General features: G+C 66.2%; 17 protein-coding genes. 8 read left to right on the top strand and 9 right to left on the bottom strand.

The window, feature by feature from the left end:
• Positions 1-147: 147 nt before the first annotated feature.
• From ACQY76_RS02935 to ACQY76_RS02910, 6 genes are all read right to left on the bottom strand, one after another.
• Entirely contained in the window at positions 148-603 is a 456-nt protein-coding gene (locus ACQY76_RS02935; RefSeq protein WP_428031427.1) for a MarR family winged helix-turn-helix transcriptional regulator, read from the bottom strand.
• Between the two features lie 67 nt (positions 604-670).
• Positions 671-2035: an MATE family efflux transporter gene (locus ACQY76_RS02930; RefSeq protein WP_428031426.1), complete on the bottom strand. Its 1365-nt coding sequence runs from the start codon at positions 2033-2035 to the stop codon at positions 671-673.
• 58 nt (positions 2036-2093) lie between these two features.
• Positions 2094-3410 (bottom strand): MFS transporter, encoded by a 1317-nt coding sequence (locus tag ACQY76_RS02925; protein ID WP_428031425.1) that lies wholly within the window; start codon positions 3408-3410, stop codon positions 2094-2096.
• Positions 3411-3476: 66 nt separating this feature from the next.
• Positions 3477-3878, bottom strand: a complete 402-nt coding sequence (locus ACQY76_RS02920; protein ID WP_428031424.1) for a MarR family winged helix-turn-helix transcriptional regulator — start codon at positions 3876-3878, stop codon at positions 3477-3479.
• Between the two features lie 150 nt (positions 3879-4028).
• On the bottom strand, positions 4029-4346 hold the full coding sequence (locus ACQY76_RS02915; RefSeq protein WP_428031423.1) for a cytochrome c: 318 nt from the start codon (positions 4344-4346) through the stop codon (positions 4029-4031).
• Positions 4347-4356: 10 nt separating this feature from the next.
• Positions 4357-5574, bottom strand: coding sequence for a molybdopterin-dependent oxidoreductase (locus ACQY76_RS02910; protein ID WP_428031422.1), 1218 nt, complete (start codon positions 5572-5574; stop codon positions 4357-4359).
• Positions 5575-5900: 326 nt separating this feature from the next.
• Between ACQY76_RS02910 and ACQY76_RS02905 the strand changes: the two genes are divergently transcribed.
• From ACQY76_RS02905 to ACQY76_RS02885, 5 genes are all read left to right on the top strand, one after another.
• Positions 5901-6467 (top strand): hypothetical protein, encoded by a 567-nt coding sequence (locus ACQY76_RS02905; protein WP_428031421.1) that lies wholly within the window; start codon positions 5901-5903, stop codon positions 6465-6467.
• A 47-nt stretch (positions 6468-6514) separates the two neighbouring features.
• Entirely contained in the window at positions 6515-7465 is a 951-nt protein-coding gene (locus ACQY76_RS02900; RefSeq protein ID WP_428031420.1) for an amidohydrolase family protein, read from the top strand.
• Between the two features lie 337 nt (positions 7466-7802).
• Positions 7803-8723, top strand: a complete 921-nt coding sequence (locus ACQY76_RS02895; protein ID WP_428031419.1) for a GNAT family N-acetyltransferase — start codon at positions 7803-7805, stop codon at positions 8721-8723.
• Positions 8710-9969 carry an ATP-grasp domain-containing protein gene (locus ACQY76_RS02890; RefSeq protein WP_428031418.1) on the top strand — a complete coding sequence of 420 codons (1260 nt, stop codon included), beginning with the start codon at positions 8710-8712 and terminating at the stop codon, positions 9967-9969. Before ACQY76_RS02895 ends, ACQY76_RS02890 begins: the two co-directional genes overlap by 14 nt.
• Positions 9966-11513 carry an MFS transporter gene (locus ACQY76_RS02885; RefSeq protein ID WP_428031417.1) on the top strand — a complete coding sequence of 516 codons (1548 nt, stop codon included), beginning with the start codon at positions 9966-9968 and terminating at the stop codon, positions 11511-11513. The genes ACQY76_RS02890 and ACQY76_RS02885 overlap by 4 nt, the downstream gene beginning before the upstream one ends.
• Positions 11514-11621: 108 nt before the next feature.
• Here the strand turns inward: ACQY76_RS02885 and ACQY76_RS02880 are convergent, their stop codons facing one another.
• On the bottom strand, positions 11622-12488 hold the full coding sequence (locus tag ACQY76_RS02880; protein WP_428031416.1) for a LysR family transcriptional regulator: 867 nt from the start codon (positions 12486-12488) through the stop codon (positions 11622-11624).
• Positions 12489-12634: 146 nt separating this feature from the next.
• Between ACQY76_RS02880 and ACQY76_RS02875 the strand changes: the two genes are divergently transcribed.
• On the top strand, positions 12635-14236 hold the full coding sequence (locus tag ACQY76_RS02875) for an MFS transporter (RefSeq protein WP_428031415.1): 1602 nt from the start codon (positions 12635-12637) through the stop codon (positions 14234-14236).
• Between the two features lie 200 nt (positions 14237-14436).
• Here ACQY76_RS02875 and ACQY76_RS02870 read toward each other — a convergent pair whose 3' ends face one another.
• Positions 14437-15360, bottom strand: coding sequence for a LysR family transcriptional regulator (locus tag ACQY76_RS02870; protein WP_428032915.1), 924 nt, complete (start codon positions 15358-15360; stop codon positions 14437-14439).
• A 128-nt stretch (positions 15361-15488) separates the two neighbouring features.
• Here ACQY76_RS02870 and ACQY76_RS02865 point away from each other — a divergent pair, with 128 nt between their 5' ends.
• Both ACQY76_RS02865 and ACQY76_RS02860 read left to right on the top strand, forming a co-directional pair.
• Positions 15489-15818, top strand: coding sequence for a nuclear transport factor 2 family protein (locus ACQY76_RS02865; RefSeq protein ID WP_428031414.1), 330 nt, complete (start codon positions 15489-15491; stop codon positions 15816-15818).
• Positions 15815-16603 carry an SDR family oxidoreductase gene (locus ACQY76_RS02860; protein ID WP_428031413.1) on the top strand — a complete coding sequence of 263 codons (789 nt, stop codon included), beginning with the start codon at positions 15815-15817 and terminating at the stop codon, positions 16601-16603. The genes ACQY76_RS02865 and ACQY76_RS02860 overlap by 4 nt, the downstream gene beginning before the upstream one ends.
• Here ACQY76_RS02860 and ACQY76_RS02855 read toward each other — a convergent pair.
• On the bottom strand, positions 16525-17325 hold the full coding sequence (locus ACQY76_RS02855) for a hypothetical protein (RefSeq protein WP_428031412.1): 801 nt from the start codon (positions 17323-17325) through the stop codon (positions 16525-16527). The genes ACQY76_RS02860 and ACQY76_RS02855 overlap by 79 nt on opposite strands.
• Between the last annotated feature and the right edge of the window lie 18 nt (positions 17326-17343).

Raw genomic sequence — 17343 nt, 5'->3', positions numbered from 1 at the left:
GCCGGGAGGGGGCATCCCCGGCCGCCACGCTCCCGATGTCCGAGCCTTGATCATTTGTCTCGGGCATCGATCGGAAATTTAAAGTGTATATGCACGTAAATGAATGAGATGAGGATGGAGGCTCTTATATCTCCCTCCTCGCTTCCTTCAGCTCCTGGCAACGGCCTCCAGCGCGGTCCGCAGCGCCTCCAGCTGCGCTGGCGTCAGTGCGGCGGCGAGGCGATCATTGACCACCCGCCATTCCTCGAGCGCCACCGCGAGCAACTGGTCGCCGGATTCGGTCAGGCTGACCCGGCGCACGCGGCCGTCCTTGTCGTCCGTTCGGATCGCGACAAGACCCCGCCGTTCGAGAGGGCGCAGATTCTTGGTCGTGGTGGTGCGATCCATGCCGAGGTCGGCAGCGATCTGGTTGACGGTTCGCGATGCCTGCGCCGCCAGCGTCATCAACATGGTGAACTGCCAGTTGTTGATGCCGACCGGGCGGAAAGCGTCATCGAACTGGCGGCCCACATTTCGGCTGGCGCGCTGCACGCGCCGGCAGAGGCAGGTGCGCCCCACTTCCTGGATGAGGGCAGGCGACGATGTGATATCGGCAGAAGTCATGAGAGACAGTTAAGTGCATATACACGTAATGTCAAGCCGAGCCGCCGACAGGCGTTTCGCTTGCTGCCTAGCGCAGCCAGAGGCCGGAGCGTACCGCCGCGAGGACCGTGAGCCCATAGGTGAAGAGGGCGAGGGCGAGGGCAACGAAGAGGCCGGATAGCGCGCCGGTCCATCGCAGGGCGAACCAGCCGCCGGCGAGCGCGATGATCACGCGCAGGAAGCCGCCGGCAAGCGGCCAGAATAGCCGGCCCGCGCCCTGTGCCGCAAAATACAGCGAGAGGCCGATGCCGAAGAAGCCGTAGAACGGCCCGACAATGCGCAGATAGGCGCTGCCGGCCTCGATCATCGCCGGCTCGGCGCTGAACAGGGCCAGCCACGCCTCGGGAAAAAGCGCGGCGGCCAGCCCGATGGTCTCAGTGACGAGGAAGGCGAGGCCGGCGCCGGAAAGCGCGATGCTGAGCGCACGGTCGCGCCGTCCCGCGCCGATATTGGTGCCGACCATCGCCACCATCGGTGCGCCGATGCCGAAGATCAGCGGGATCAGCAGATATTCGAGCCGCACGCCCGTGCCGAAGCCGGCGACCGCGTTCATGCCGGCATGGCTGGCGACCAGGGCTGTCGAACCGGCGATGATCACATTGGTCTGGATCGACTGGAGGGCGGACAGGGCGCCCACGCGCAAGATGCCCGCCAGCGGCGTCCATTGCAGCCGCACCCAGCGGAAGCGCACGGGGTTTCGGCCGGAGAGGATGTACCAGGCCATTGCGAGCGTGCCGGCGGCGTAATAGGCGACCAGTGCCAGCCCTCCGCCGGCAATGCCGAAGCCCGGCACCGGCCCCAGGCCGAAGATCAGCACGGGGGACATCGGGATCAGCAGCAGCACGCCGACGCAGGTGACGACCGCCGGAAACAGCATGTTGCCCGTCCCGCGTATCACGCTGGCCAGCCCGTTCATCAGCCAGGTCAGCACATTGCCGGCGAAGACGATGTTGGAATAGATCAGCGCCGCCTCCAACTCGCCGCCGGAGCCGCCGAGGAAGGAATAGATCGGCCGGCCGAACAGCAGGAACAGCGCGGAAAAGCCGAGCGGGAACACGATGTTCACCACCACGGCGTGAAGCACCAGCGCATCCGCCGCCTCGCGCCGGCCGGCGCCCAGCGTGCGCGCCACCGCCGAGGAGATGCCGCCGCCGATCGCCCCGGCGGAGATCGTCGTCATCAGCATCACCGCCGGGAACACCAGCGCCATGCCGGCCAGCGCGTCCGTGCCGAGCTTGGCGACCCACCAGGTCTCGATCAGCCCGGCCGAGGCCTGCGCCAGCATGATCAGCACGTTGGGCCAGGCGAGGCGGATCAGCAATGGCAGGATCGGCGCTTCAAGCAGCCGCCGCGTGCGGTGATCGACGACAGGTTCGGCGGCGGCTTCGGTCATGGATCGGTCTTCCTCAGCGCGCGTCGCGCGCCAGGGGGTGATGATGCCGCGGGGGCGTTCACACGGGGGCGCCAGCCATCTCGCCCGGGGCGCGCTCGCGCACGGCGACGATGGCGAGGGAGGCGACAAGGCAGAGCACGCCGGCGACGAAGAAGGCGGGCAGATAGGTCTGGTAGAAGGTGCGGCTGAAGCCGGCGCCGTAGGCGGCCGAGGCGGCACCGAGCTGGTGGCCGGCGAAGATCCAGCCAAAGACGAGGTTGGCGCGGTCACCGAACCGGTCGGCGGTGAGCTTCACCGTGGGCGGCACGGTGGCGACCCAGTCGAGGCCGTAGAACACCGCGAAGATCGACAGGCCGTAGAAGCTGAAATCGCTGAACGGCAGATAGAGCAGCGACAGGCCCCGCAAGCCATAATACCAGAACAGCAGCCAGCGGCTGTCGAAGCGGTCGGACAGCCAGCCCGAGCCGACCGTGCCGATGAAATCGAACACCCCGATCAGCGCCAGCATGCTGGCCGCCGTCACCGCCGCCATGCCGTAATCGCCGCAGAGGGAGACGAAATGCGTCTGCACGAGGCCGTTGGTCGAGGCCCCGCACACGAAGAAGGTGCCGAACAGCACCCAGAAGGTCGCGGATTTCGAGGCGTCGCGCAGTGCCAGCAGGGGCGAGGCCAGCATGGCCCCGAAGGTGGTGGGATGTGCGGGATTGGCCGTCTGTTGGCTGGCGCCATAGGGCAGCAGCCCGATATCCGACGGCCTGTCGCGCAGCAGGGCGAGGACGGCGACGGCCGCCACCAGCAGCATGGCCAGAATGAGCGACAAGGCGGTGCGCCAGCCGAGCGTCTCGGTAAGCTGGGCGAGCAGCGGCAGGAACACGAGCTGACCGGTTGCCGTGCTGGCGGTGAGCAGCCCCAGTACGAGGCCGCGACGCTGGGCGAACCAGCGCGTCGCCACCGTGGCGCCCAGCACCATGGCGGTGAGCCCGGTCCCGAAGCCGACCACCACGCCCCACAGCAGCATGAGGTGCCACACCTTCGTCATGAAGAACGACCCGAACACGCCGAGCCCGATGAGAGCGAGCGCGACGGTTGCCACCGGCCGCAGGCCGAAGCGATTCATGAAGGCGGCGGCAAACGGGCCCATCAGCCCGAACAGCACGAGGCGGATCGCGAACCCCGTGGAGATGTCGGCGGTGGCCCAGCCGAACTCACGCTCCAGCGGCCCGATCAGCACGCCGGGCGCGCCGACCGCGCCGGCGGTGACCAGCATGGTGAGGAAGGTCACGCCCGCGACGACCCAGCCATAATGAATGCCGTGCGGCGCAAGGAAGCCGGCGAAGGGATAGGCCGGGCGGGGGAGGTCGGACGGGGCAGTCATCGCCAGAATTCCTGTCTGTGGGTATATGCCCGTTTTGATGTGATAAAGCCGTGATGGCAGGTGCTGTCAGATAGCGCTCACAATGTCCTGCAAGGCGTGGATCTTGTCGCGTCCCAACCGGTCTTCGATGCCACGCTGGCATTCTTCCCAGAGCGGGGTTGCTTCCTCATGGACCTGCTTGCCGTGCGGCGTCAGGGTCACCACGGCCTCCCTCTGGTCATCCGCACCGCGCCCGGTCTTCACCAGCCCCATGCGCTCGATCACCCGCACATTGCGGCCAACCGTCGAGCGGTCCAGCTCGGCGATCTTGCCGAGCTCGGTTAGGCTGATCGGCCCGTTGCGCATGATCATGCGCAGCAGCGAGAACTGGGCGATGTTGACGCCGAACGGGGCCAGCACCTCGTCATAGGCGGCGCCCAGGCGCCGGGTCGCCTTGCGCAGCAGCGTGCAGTAGCAGGGTGAACTCATGGTGCGTGTATATACCCGCATATCGACGCCTGTCGAGAGGCGATGTGAGTGTGGTGGGGCGATGTCGTCCTGAAGCGAGGGCGAGGGCGGGGCGGAAAGGTCCATGCGGCTTACGCGTGGGAGGTGAACCAATCCGCCTTTATTGCCGGCTCAGTATGTCGTGGCGAGATAGTCCGCGATGGCCTTGGCGTCCTCCTCGCTCACGGGCGCATGATAGACATGGATCATCTTCTGCACCTCGGCCTGCCAGAAGGCGGCGCCTTTGCCGGGGGGCTGGGTGTTGATGTAGTCCACGGAATGGCAGACCATGCAGTTCCCCTGCGCGGCCTCGAAGCCTGGCTGCGGGCTCGGACGCAGCTCCGCCGTCTCGTCGGGAAGCGCGTAGGAGAGGGGCTTCGCACTGGCGGTTCCGGCGAGGGCGGCCGCGAGCAACAGGCCGGCGAGCAGTCTCGTGCTGATGTTGATCATGGCACCCTCTTCAGACCGCGACGACGCGCGTGGCTTCGACGACGTTGCGCATATAGCCGGCCGGGTTCCATGTCGCCTGCATCGGCTGGGTCTGGCCCCGCCCATCGGTGGCGCGGCACATGAGGACGTGCTCGCCCTTCGCCAGCGGCAACGTCGCTTTCCATTCGCGGAACGAATACGGCCCGAGATCCTGGCCGAGCGTGGCGTTGCTCCAGCTTTGGCCGCCGTCGGTTGAGACCGCCGCCTGCGTGATGCCGAAGCCGCCATCGAACGCGATGCCGCGCAGCGCGACCTCGCCGGCCTTCACCTGCGCACCGGTGTCGAGATTGGTGATGAAGGAGCGGACATTGAGCCGGTTGATCGGGATGGTGGTCTTGGCGGCCTGTCCGGGCTCGGTGCAGGCGCAGGCATTGTCGGGAATGCGATAGGCGGACTTCATCCAGAAGCCATCGAACTCCTTGTCGAGCACGGTGACGCGGTTGAGGTGCTTGACCCAGTAGGTGCCGTAATAGCCCGGAACCACCAGGCGCAGCGGGAAGCCGTTGAGCCAGGGGAGGTCGGTGCCGTTCATCGAATAGGCGAGCATCACCTCGCCATCCATCGCGTGGCCGACATCCAGCGCCTTGGCGAAGGACGGCGTCTCGGGGATGACCGGACCGTCGAGGCCGGCGAAGGACACCTGCTGCGCATTGGCCGCCAGTCCTGCCTTCTCCAGAACCGCCTTGAGCGGCACGCCGCGCCAGCGGGCATTGCCCATGGCGCCATTGCCGAGCTGTCCCCCCGCGACGCGCGGCTCGACGAAGCCGCGGCTGTTGCCGGAGCACTGGTTGACCGCGACGATCTCGCTGGCGGGAAAATTCTCCTTCAGGTCGCGAAGCGAGAGCGAGAGCGGGGTCGAGACGGTGCCGGAGACCTGCAGGCGGAACGCGTCCGGGTCGATATCGAGCGGGATGTCGGCAAGATGATAGCGGACGAAGAACGCATCGTTCGGCGTGATGACGCCTTCGTTGAACACCGAAAACGGGGTTTCCAACTGCGGCGGACGCGCGGTGAGGCCGATCATCGGGCGCTTGCCGGGATAGCTGACCAGGGGGCGCTCGCCATTGCCGAAGGGAAGCGTGACGCTATCGGCGGCGAAGGCCGGCATTCCCCGCGGCCAAAGGCTGCCCGCGCCCAACCCCAAGGCCGCGGCCCCCGCCGCCTTGAGCACGTGTCGTCTGTCAAACATCGGCGTTCCCCCGGAGGATTTCCTCCTCACGTCCTGCCCCATTGTCGGGCATAGCAAGATACCGGTCTAGACCTGTTCCAGAAAACTCCGCAGGCCGCATGGTGACGAGGGTGATGGGAGCGGGGGACGTCTGGCGATCCGGTGGTTGGAGCACGTCGAACAACCGATGCGCAGGGGGCTGCGCGACCTTCCGGACGAAATCCTCAACAAGCAGCTCTGACACGCCGGCGGGTCGGGTGGCAGATCGCCGCGAGTTTTCATGGTACAGGTGCTTGAAGCGGGCAGAGACCCAGAATGAAAACTGATTGGGGGGTGTCATGCGCTCAATGATGTTGGGTTTTGGGCTCGCCATTCTGGGTATGGCCACCATCCTCGGCCTCGTGCCGCCCGCAGCGGCGACGAACTATCTCTGCCATCAGCAATTCGCTCTCTGCACCTCGGCGCCCTGCGTCCCGCAGCCGGGAAACCCGGATGTGTCAATCTGCGTTTGCGAGGTCCAGGAGGGCCCAAACCTCGCGACGGTCGCCTGTGACACGGTCCAGCCGAGCACAGACGCGGAGGGTATCCGCACCGTCTATTCGCAGTTCGCGCTGACCCAGTTCGAGCACGGCAAGAAGGGGCTGAAATGCGAGAGCGGCACTCCCTGGTCGAATTGCCTCAATAAGATCTGCACCGTCGATCCCGCCAACCCCGACAAGGCGATCTGCGCCTGCGACGTGGTCCGCACGGGCGAATGGCAGACAGCCGGCGGCGATTGCGACGCCGCCACCTGCAAGACGGCTTACTGGTCGGGCGCCCTGCTGGCCGATTCCAAGAGCAACGCCGAATTCATGATGGAACAGCTCAAGATCACCACGTCCCCCGCCATGGCGTGCCCCGCTCCCAAGCCGTAACCGATCGCGCGGCGCCATTCGACCGGCAATCACAGAGGAGCGGGCACATGCGCAAGATCGCGCTCGAAGAGCATTTCACCACGCCCGAGCTTGCAAACTACGTGGCGCGACCGACGCAGAGCGACGCCATCTTCGCCGATGTGGAACGACGCCTCGTCGATTTCGATGAGCTTCGGCTCGAGATGATGGACCGGACCGGCATCGAGCTGATGGTGCTCTCCGTCACCACACCGGGGGTTCAGGGCGTCCGCGATACGGAGGAGGCGGTCCGGCTCGCGCGCCATGCCAATGATCTCCTCGCCCGCGAGGTGCAGAAGCGGCCGGATCGCTATGCCGGCTTCGCCCATCTCGCCCTGCAGGACGCCGAGGCGGCGGCGACCGAACTTGAGCGGGCCGTGAGGGATCTCGGCTTCCGGGGAGCGCTCATCAACGGCCAGACCAATGGACATTACCTCGACGAAGACCAGTACCTCCCTTTCTGGGAGCGTGTGCAGGAACTCGATGTCCCCGTCTATCTGCATCCCGGCGCCATGGCCGACCATCCCGCCATGTTCGCTCATCGCCCCGAGCTTGGCGGTCCGATCTGGGCCTGGACCGCGGAAACCGCCGCCCATGCGCTGCGGCTTGTTTTCGGCGGCACGCTCACGCGCTTTCCTCGCGTGAAGATCATTCTCGGCCATATGGGCGAGACGCTGCCCTTCCTGCTGTGGCGCCTCGACAGCCGGCGCGAGTTCGACCTCGGCGAGAAGCTCGCGCCGGACGCGCTTCCCTCGGCGATCATCAGGCGCAACGTCGCTATCACGACTTCGGGCGTGTGCGACCCGGTAGCGCTCATCGCGGCAATCCAGGCACTGGGCGAAGACAACGTGATGTTCTCCGTTGACTATCCCTATGAGGATCCTCACATCGCCGCCGACTTCATCGAAGCTGCGCCCGTCAGCGACGACGTCCGCGCCAAGGTCTGCCACGGCAACGCCGAACGACTGCTGCGCCTTTAGGCCGGCCGGCCTGTTGATTCAGGCGGAGGAATTTTGATCGACGGTTGCCGTTTGGCTTGTCTGGAGGCTTGGCGGAGCCGGGTAGCAATAGGCCACCGGGACCCACCACTGCCTCATAGCGAGCAGGTGCTCATCGCCATAGCGGATGTCGAGCACGATGGCGCCCGTGTCGGTCTCCGGATTGTCGGCTATCGAGGGCACGTCGACGCCGTCGATGATCGCAAACCACCAGACGTTATATCTTGCACTGAAGCTGCATTAACGTACTCGCCATCAAAATCTGAGACGCTATGTCGGCCCTGAGACCGGCCCTCGGTAGCGGCTCCTGGGAAGCAGAATGCTGGCGGTCCGGACAACGACGCGTATCGACGCTTGCCAACGGATCTGGGAGCGGGCCATTGCGCCGGAAACTGTCTTCGATCTTTGGGCCCTCCGGGAATGTTTCCATCGGCACTTCGCCTGCCCGCCGCTTTTTTTGACGGTTGAAGAAAGCGGGCACAGCGCTCTTCTGCCTCTCAGCGTTGGCTCGGAGGCCAGCTCAGCCGTCTATTTTCCCGGGGAGCGCTGGCGGGGAAGAACCTGGCTGGAGCGCAACCGGCTTGCCGCATCCGACGGACCCTCGCTCGACCGACTAATCCAGGCGGCACCGGACATCCTTGACCTGCGCTACCTCACTTTCTCCTCCGGCCCTCGCATCGCGCTGGAGGAGGATGAGACCAGCTATCTGTTTTTTCCGGCGCATTACGATTTCTGTTTCGACCGCTATCTGGCCAGTCTCCCGGCCAAGCGGTTCAAATCCGCTGATGCCGATCTTGACGCGCTCAAGGCGGCTGTCACCTATCGATATGACGCGGCATCCGACTATGCACGGCTGATCGAGATGAACGTGACGACGTTCGGAGCGGACTCCTATTTCCATGAGCCCCGCTTTCGGGCGGCATTCGACGATGTCGTCTCCATGCTGCGTGGCAAAGGCTGGCTCCGCGTGACCAGCGCACTGATAGACGGCCGTCCCGCCGCGATCGATGTCGGTTGCATCTATCGGGGCACCCACACCTTGCTGGCGGGTGCAACCGACAGTGAGTTTCGGGGCATCGCGAAACTCATCAACCTGCATCACATGGAGCAGGCCTGCCGGCAACGTCTGGCCAGTGTCGATTTCATGGCCGGCGATTTTCCGTGGAAACGGCATTTCAAGCTGTCGCCGCATCGCCAGTACCAGCTGGTCACCAAGCGAAACGCCCGTGTCGGCACCTAAGGTTCTCATTGTCGGCACGACAGGCGACTATATCGCCGCTCTCGAAGCGCTCCTGCCGGGGCGCCTTATCTTCCTTACCGACCGCGCGGAGCGCACGCGAAGCGCCTTTCGCGCGCCGGAACATGAAGTCATCGCCGATCTCCGGGACACGGGAGCGGCGCGGCAGGCTCTCGAAAGCGGGCTGCCGGCTCACGCATCCGGCCTTTCGGGGCTGACCTGTTTCGACTGCGAGTCCCTGCCGCTTGCCGCCATGCTGGCACGCGAAGCGGGACTGGCCTATCCGTCCCCCACGGCGGTCGCCGCGTGCCGCGACAAATACCAGGCGAAACGCCTGTGGCAGGCGCACGGAATTGCCTGCCCTGCCGGCGGCATCGCACAGTCGCCCGACGAGGCGCGGCGCCTTTCTGCCGCGCTGGGGCCCGTGGTCCTGAAGCCCCGAACGGGCAGCGGCGGCGCGTTCACGACATCCGCCGCCTCGCCGGCCGCGTGCGTCGCCGCGCTTGCCAATCTTCAGCATCGCCTCGCTCGATCAGAAGACCGCTTATTCGCGCCCCGGGTCGGTGACGGCGACGCGGGCTTCGATGCCCGCACGTCGCTGCTGATCGAGGCCTGTGTCGCAGGCCCGGAATTCAGTGCCGACTTCGTCGTCGACGGCGAGACGGTCACCGTTCTGCGCACCTCTCGCAAAGTATTGGATAAAACAGGCGCCGATTTCGGTGAGACCCTGGCGTACGTCACGCCCGCCGAACTGGATGAGGATCTGATCGCGCTGCAGCTGCGCGATGCCGCCCGTGCTCTCGGGTTGCAGCGCGCCTTATGCACCGCCGATTTCATCCTGTCGGGGACACACGCCGTTTTGCTCGAGATCGCGCCACGGCCCGGCGGTGATTGCCTGCCTCGCCTGACCCGCCATGCTCTGGGCCGCGACATCCTGCGCGACGCTGTCGACTTCGCCGAAGGGAGGCCGCTTCGTAAGGCTTCCGCACGCCGGCCGCTGGTCGGCCTGATGCTGCGCGCCGCCACATGCGGCACCATCGAGCAGATCGACGCAAGCGACCTTCACGCCGACATGCGCACCGTCGACTGCGTCCTGACACGCGGTCCCGGCGACCGGCTGGGCGAAGAGGGGCCGGCGGACCGCGTCGTCGGCGAGGTAGTGTTCGCGCCCCACACACTCGGGACAATCGAGCAGCAATGCCGCGAATTGCGCCGCCTGCTCAGACTTCAAATGGCCACCGCCTCATGAGCCAAACCCCATCTCTGACACGCAACTTTTTCGTGGCCGCGGTCGCAATCGTGCCGGCGCAGCTCTCCTTTGCCACCTACGACTTCACGGTGCTGGCGCTTCAGCGGGATCTTGGGCTGTCGATCGACCAGATCAATGCCGTGCAGCTCATGCCGACGGCGGCGGCGCTGGTGATCGTTTTCGTCGCGGGCCGGCTCGCCCAGGCATTTGGCAGTCGGCGGCTCATCGCGGCCGCCGCCGCGCTTTTCTGTCTCGGCACCCTGCTGTCCGCGCTTTCAACTGGCCTGCCTACACTCCTTCTGGGGCGGGCCATGGAAGGAGCTGCCGGAACGACCATGTCGATCGCGTCGCTGGCGCTGCTCGAGCGTAGCTTCAGTCAGCATCCTCGGCGCGGGCTCATGTACGGGTTGTACGCCGCTGTCGCACCGGCGGTTTTCATCATCGCCCCTTTGCTCGGCGCCGATCTGGCCACCCAATGGAGTTGGCGAGCGCTGCCGGCCTTGTCCTGCGGCTTCGGTGCGCTCGCACTGGCGACCAGTCTTGCATGCGTGCCTGCCGAGCCACCGTCGGTCCTGCCGATGCGGACGCTCAGCATTCCGTTGCTGGCCGGTGTGGTCACGGCATTGATCGGAGCGTCGGCTATGATGCTGGGTGTCGGGGCGCCGCTTCAAGCGGCCCTGGCTGCGCTCGGCACGGCGGCGGGAATAGTGTTTCTGACGCGAACCCACATGGCGCGCTTCCGCCTCATGATCGCAACGGGGTTGTCGCATCTCGCGGCCGCATGGCGGGGGCTCATCGCGTTCTTTTTGATGCGCACCATCGATCTTCTGTTTTTCGCCACCCTCCTGCTGCAGTACCGGTTTGATGTCGGCCTGTCCGAAACGGCTTGGCTGATGCTGCCATGTCAGGCCGCATCCACCGCCGGCTGCCTCCTTGGAGGAACCGCAATGGCCTATTGGGGTGCCCACCGCACCGCCGTGGGCTGTCTGCTCGCCACGGCGGCAGCCGCCCTCGCCACGATGCCTTTGGGCGTGGGAGCGCCGCCCTGGCAGTTCATCGCGTCGGCGTCCTTGATGGGCGCGGCGAACATGGCAGCACTCGCCGCGTTGACGGCTCATGTCATGGCCAAGCCCGCGCGCGGCGCCGAGGGGACAATGGCGTCGGTCCTCAACCTTTCGGAGAATGCCGGCATCGTTCTGGGCGGCCTCGTTGCCGGTCTCGTCGTTTTCGGAACGTTGGAAAGCCGGCTCGGATTCTATCTCGATCAGTTCACGCCGGTTTCGTTGGAAACGGCGCGCGCGGTCGCGGCGCGCGTTCGCGAAGGGGCGAGCCTTCACGTGCTTGGAAGCCATTTCGATGTCCCTGTAGATGCGCAATTGCCGGCCAGCGTCGAGGCGGCCAGGGACTTTGCCTGGATCGATGCCTACCGTGCCGCGTTGTTCCTGTGTCTCGCGACCAACACGGCCGCCGCCGCCGTCCTGTGGCGCTGCGGTAGCCTCCAGGCGGCCAAATCTCCCGCCCTCAGTGAGCCGGGGACGTCATGATGAGCCCCAGCAGCTGTTCCGGGTGATAATTTCAGCGCGCGTGCGGAGATAGGAGAATTGCTGCTCCCGGCAATGTCTCGTCTCCGGCGACGTCGCCGGCGGCAGCGTTCACGGTTGGAGCGGTGTTCGCGTAAGATGATCGGTCACCGTGGAGATGAAGGCGCGCAGGCGCTGAAGACGCCTCATGTCCCGGTGATAGCCCATCCAGATGTCGCGTCCGGGAGGCTCCGAGGGCAGATCCAGGCGGCGCAGGCCCGCCATTTGGTCGCCGACGACGCGCGGCAGGACGGCGATGCCGATGCCCTCGCGGCACATCCGCCCCTGCACGTTGCGATTGTTCGAGCGCAGGACGAGTTTCGCGTTGGGAAAGCTCTCGGTCAGCCAGGCGATATCCGGGAACTGGCCCGTCGAGGTGTCATGGGTGATGAGCCGGAAGCCGGTGCCGTCGCCATAGGTCGGCTCGGGTGAGCCCAGGGCGACATAGGCTCCGTAGACCAGCCGGGTCAGCCGCCGCTGCACGACATCGGGGGCGTCGAACGGGACGATCCGGAACGCAATGTCGGCCTCCCGCTGCGCCAGGCTGAACAAGCGCGTGCCCGTCAATATCTCGACATCGACATGAGGATAGGCCTTCGCATAGTCGGCGACGATGGGAGGCAGGACATAGGCGCCGAACCAGTCGGCGGAAGAGATGCGCAAGGTGCCCTGAAGGTTCTGCGCCTGCCCGGCGAGCCGCCGTTCCATGGCCAGCGCGCCCTCTTCCATCTGTTCCGCGAGAGCGATGACGGCATGGCCCTCGTCCGTCAGAACGAAACCGTCGGCGGTTCTCTGAAACAGCGCATGTCCGGTGGCCTGTTCGAGCGCCCGAAGGCGCCGCCCGATAGTGGGATGGCTGAGATCAAGCGCGCGGGCGGCGGCGCCCAGCGTGCCGGCACGGGCTATGGCCAGAAAGATCCTGACGTCGCTCCACTCCATCGCTTCCCCCACAGAAATGAACGGAGATCGTACGGTACTGTCAGTTATCGAACAAATCCAATCGCCTACATTCGCCTCATCCCACAGCCGGCGAGCGCACCGGCCCTTGTTTGCGTCGGCCTCCGCCGCGCCAGCCGTGGGTGCCGGTGCGTGAGCTGGCCCATGCGCGGATGGCTGCGGCTCTCGCTACCGATGGGGCCGGCCTGAAGGGATCGGCGGCAGCAAAATCCAAGCTCAAGAACGGAAATACAGTGATGAGCGCGACAAGATGTGAAGCCACGGCCCTTGCGGCCGCTACGGTCCGGGACGGTGATGCTCTGCTCGAGCCGCAGCGCTGGACGATGTTCGTCATCCTGCTCGTCGGCGCGTTCCTGCCGCCGCTCGATTTCTTCATCGTCAATGTGGCGCTTCCCTCGATCCGGGGGGAATTGGGCGCCTCCTTCTCCGCCGAGCAACTCGTCATTGCGTCCTATGCCGCGCTTTATGCCGTGACGCTGACCACCGGAGGGCGGCTTGGCGATCTGTTCGGGCGCGGCCGTATGTTCTTTCTTGGCCTGCTCGGCTTTGCCGGCGCCTCGACGCTGTGCGGCTTGGCGGGGTCGCCCTGGGTGCTGGTCGCCGGGCGCGCACTGCAGGGCATTACGGCCGCCGTGATGGCGCCCCAGGCGCTCGCCTCGGTGCAGGCGATTTTCCCGGAGAGGGAGAAGCCGCTCGCCCTCAGCGTCTATGGAGCGGTCTTCGGTTTGGCAGCGGTGGTCGGGCAGGCATTGGGCGGCGTCCTGATCTCGCTCGATCTTATGGGGCTCGGGTGGCGGGCGATCTTCCTGATCAACCTGCCGGTGGCGATGCTCGTGCTGCTGTTCGGCATTCCTCTGCTGAAGGAGACGCGCGCGCGCGACGCACGCCGGCTGGATCTCGGCGGCGTGGCGCTGTCGATGCTGACGCTCGGTGCGCTGCTCGTGCCGCTGATCGAGGGGCGGGAAGCCGGGTGGCCGCTCTGGTCCTGGCTGTCGCTCGCCGCGGTGCCGCTGCTGGCGTGGCTGTTCTGGCGTCATGAAACCTGGCTGGCAGGCGCGGGCGGCGCTCCCCTGCTCGACCCGGGCGCCTTGCGGGCCCCGGGACTAGGCCTCGCGCTGCTGATCGCGCTGTTGTTCTATTCGATCGGCAGCTTTTTCCTGCTGTTCTCGGTCTATCTACAGGGCGCACTGCAGGTGACCCCGCTGCAGGCCGGCCTTGCCTTCCTGCCGTTTGGAGCTGGCTTCCTGTTAGGCCCACTGTCAACGCCGTTTTGCCGGCGGCTCTTCGGCGCCTATGTCAATCCGATCGGCATGGGGCTAGAAGTTGTCGGGTTCCTGGGCCTGGCCGGGCTCCTCGCGGCGACATTCACCAGCGTGCATCCCGCGCCCGTGCCGCTCGCCGCGATCTTGTTCGTCGTCGGCTTCGGACAGGGGCTGGCGCTGCCGACCTTGATGGCGATGGTGACGGGCCGGGTCGCGCTGGCCTTTTCCGGCATGATCGCCGGCATCGCCAGCTCGACTCTCCAAGTCAGCACCGCGCTCAGCGTCGCGGTGATCGGTGGGATTTTCTACCAGGTGCTGGGTACGCGAACCGATCCGGCCGCCCTCACGCAGGCGCTCATCGTCGCCGTCCTTTGCATCGCCTTCTGTCTCGCCGTCGGCATGGCCCTGAGCATCAGCCTCGTCCGGCTGGCGCCTCCTTCGCACGACGAGGCAGCGGGGCGGGTTTGAGATTCCTCCACGACGCTGCCCAGAGGCGCCTGTCGCCAGGGGCGCGACTGCATCGGAGCCGAACCGGCACGCCCGCACAAACCGCGACGCCCGTCGACCGGGATCCTCTAGCGCAACGGATCAGAAAACAGGAAAACCTTCATGTTTGGGATTTTCGCCACTCGGCCGGGCGACGTAGCAATGCCCGGAATCGGCCCATCTCAACCTGTCGACGGCCTGCGGACATTGCGGCGTCCACTCTGGCGCCGTGCGAAGTCGATGAACGCCTTGAACGCGGCGGTCGGATTGCGCCGGCTTGGATAGTAGAGACTCAAGGGCGCCCGGGTGGGCGTCCAATCTTCAAGCACGCGCACCAGACGGCCCGCCTCGATGTCGTCGAGCACGTCGGACTCGATCGCCAGGGTGAGACCCACGGAGGCGAGGGCCGCGGTGCGCGCAAGGCTCGCTTCGTCGAGGGTGAGGGCGCCCTCGACATCGATATCGACCGCTTGCCCCTCCTTCTCGAACGGCCAGCGGTAGATTGCACCATTGGGAAGCCGGACGCGCAGACAGGAATGGCCGGCGAGATCCTGGGGAATCTTGGGCGTCCCGTGCGCTTTCAAATAGCCGGGTGTGCCCACCACCACATTGCGTCGCCCGATGCCCAATGGGAGCGCGATCATGTCGGCCGGCACAAGGTCCGAGTTACGGACGCCGAGGTCGAAGCCGCCCGCGACGATGTCCACCAGGCGGCCCTCTGTGACGATGTCGATGTGGACCTGAGGGTGCACCTCAAGGAATGGCAGGACGAGCCAAGAGAAAATCTCCCGCGCCGCTGTGGGAAAGGCGTTGATGCGCAGTGTGCCCGACGGCGTGGCCTGTTGAGAGCGCGCGACCTCCATCGCCTCATGAATGTCGCGCATGGCGGGCGCGACTTGGGCGACGAACCGCTGGCCTGCCTCCGTCAGGGACACGCTTCGCGTCGTCCGGTTGAAAAGCCGTACCCCGAGCGTGCGCTCGAGCTTTGCGACCGCGTTGCTGAGCGCGGTCGTCGATACCCCGAGCTCAACAGCCGCCGTGCGAAACTTGCCCCGGCGGGCGACCATGAGAATGGCGTCCAATTCCGTCAGGCTACTCTGCACCATTGCCCCGGATTTCGTGATGAAACATCCCGAACTGTCCTGATTATCGCGCCAAATGTCCATCCCTATCTTGGCTCGCACGCGCACTCGCAGCCGCCGTGGCTGAGATCGCCGCATGCAGGACAAAACCAATGTCTCTCGAGCTTCCGACTCCCATCGCCGCCTATGTGGCTGCGAACGCCCGCCTGGACGTGGACGACATGCTCAAGCCCTTCGCAGCCGACGCCGTCCTTCGCGACAACGGCGCCGTTTTTCGGGGACCCGCAGAACTCAGGCAACTCTTCGAGGCGGCCGTGGTCGCGGCGAGGGCGATCTTCACGCCGGACACCGTGCGGCACGAGGACGGCAAGGTCGTCGTCGAAGGCCCCGCCCATGGCGACTTCAAGGGCAGCCCGATCCGTTTCACCTACCGCTTCACGCTCGAAAACGACACCATCACGGCCCTGGAGATCACCGCATGACCATCATGGCTGATCCGACCGAGTTCGCGGGCAAGCGCGTGCTCATCAGCGGCGGCACCAAAGGTCTGGGCCGCGCCACCGTCGACCGCTTCCTGGCCGGCGGCGCCCGGGTGATCACATCCGCCCGCGGAACGCTGGAGCCCATCAACGGCGTCGAGTACGTCCAGGCGGACCTGACCACGGCCGAAGGCGGGGAGGCCTTGGCCAGGGCCGCGCTGGAGGGTCTGGGCGACGTCGACATCCTGGCCCACGTCATCGGCGGCTCGTCCACGCCGGGCGGCGGCTTCCTCGCCCTGACCGACGAGCACTGGCTCTCCGAGCTGAACCTGAACCTGCTGGCCACGGTCCGTCTTGATCGACTGCTGATTCCGCAGATGATCGAGCGGGGCGCCGGCGCGGTGGTGCACGTCACCTCCATCCAGTCGGTCCTGCCGCTTCCCGAGGCGACCACCGCCTACGCCAGCGCCAAGGCCGCGCTGCGGACCTATAGCAAGTCGATCTCCAAGGAACTCGGCCCGAAGGGCGTCCGGGTCAACGCGGTCTCGCCCGGCTGGATCATGACGGAGGCGTCCGTCGACTTCCTGAAGCGCATTCAGGCCGCCAACGGGGGCACGATCGAGGAGGCGCGGCAGGCCGTCCTCGACAGCCTGGGTGGGATCTCGATCGGTCGTGCGGCCGAACCCCGTGAGGTCGCCGACCTCATCGCCTACCTCGCCTCCGATCGCGCTGCCGCGATCCATGGCGCCGAGTTCGTCATCGACGGAGGCACCGTCCCGACCGTCTGATCAGAGGAACGCGTCCACGCTTGGTCGAACGGACCAGGCGTGGACAGCCGCGCCACCTCATCACGGGCTTTCGGCAGCAGCACACCCAGCGCCTTGCGGTCGTGCAGGGCGTCACGTTCCTGCTCGAGACGCTGCCTGCCCGCAGGATCTGCAGCAGCTTTGAGTTCCTCCGCATAGCGGTCCATTCCGGTGGCGAGCTCACGAATGGCCGGCGTCGGATCGGGCGCGCTTGCAGGCAGGTCTTCTGGCAGGGTTTCTGGCGCCGTCAGGCAAAGACGTCGCCGTTCTCGGGCGACCGCGAGGCTGCGCAGCACGGCCGCCCCCACCTGTGGCGCCCGCAGCGCAAGCTGATGGCGAAGCGGAAACTCCTGCAGGCGTACACGGCTGGTTTGCAGCACCTGCAGGGCCGCGGCCAGGGCATCTTCCGCGAGCGTTGCAGCGGCAGACGTATCGGCCTGAACAAACCGGTCAAAGTCCGCCATCCGCGCCGCTGCTTCTGCCGGCAATGTCTGATGGCACAAGACGCAGTAACTCTCGCTGTCCGTCGGCGGGAAGACCCGGTCCGGGTAGGCCACTTCCACCGCATAGCGACGCGCGGCCTCCCAGAGCGTCCGCCAGGCCTCCGCGCCAACGCCAGGAAGTGGCGCACGGCTGAAGGCCTCCTCGGCTGCCAGTGTTGCGGCTGCACGCTTGGTGCGGGCCTCAGCCGCCTTGTTGCGCAAGGCTGCGAGAGCCGCATC

Source organism: Ancylobacter sp., assembly GCF_965279025.1.
Classification (GTDB): domain Bacteria; phylum Pseudomonadota; class Alphaproteobacteria; order Rhizobiales; family Xanthobacteraceae; genus Ancylobacter.
Note: the sequence above shows the minus strand (reverse complement) of the source record. Positions and strands in the feature narration are given on the sequence as shown.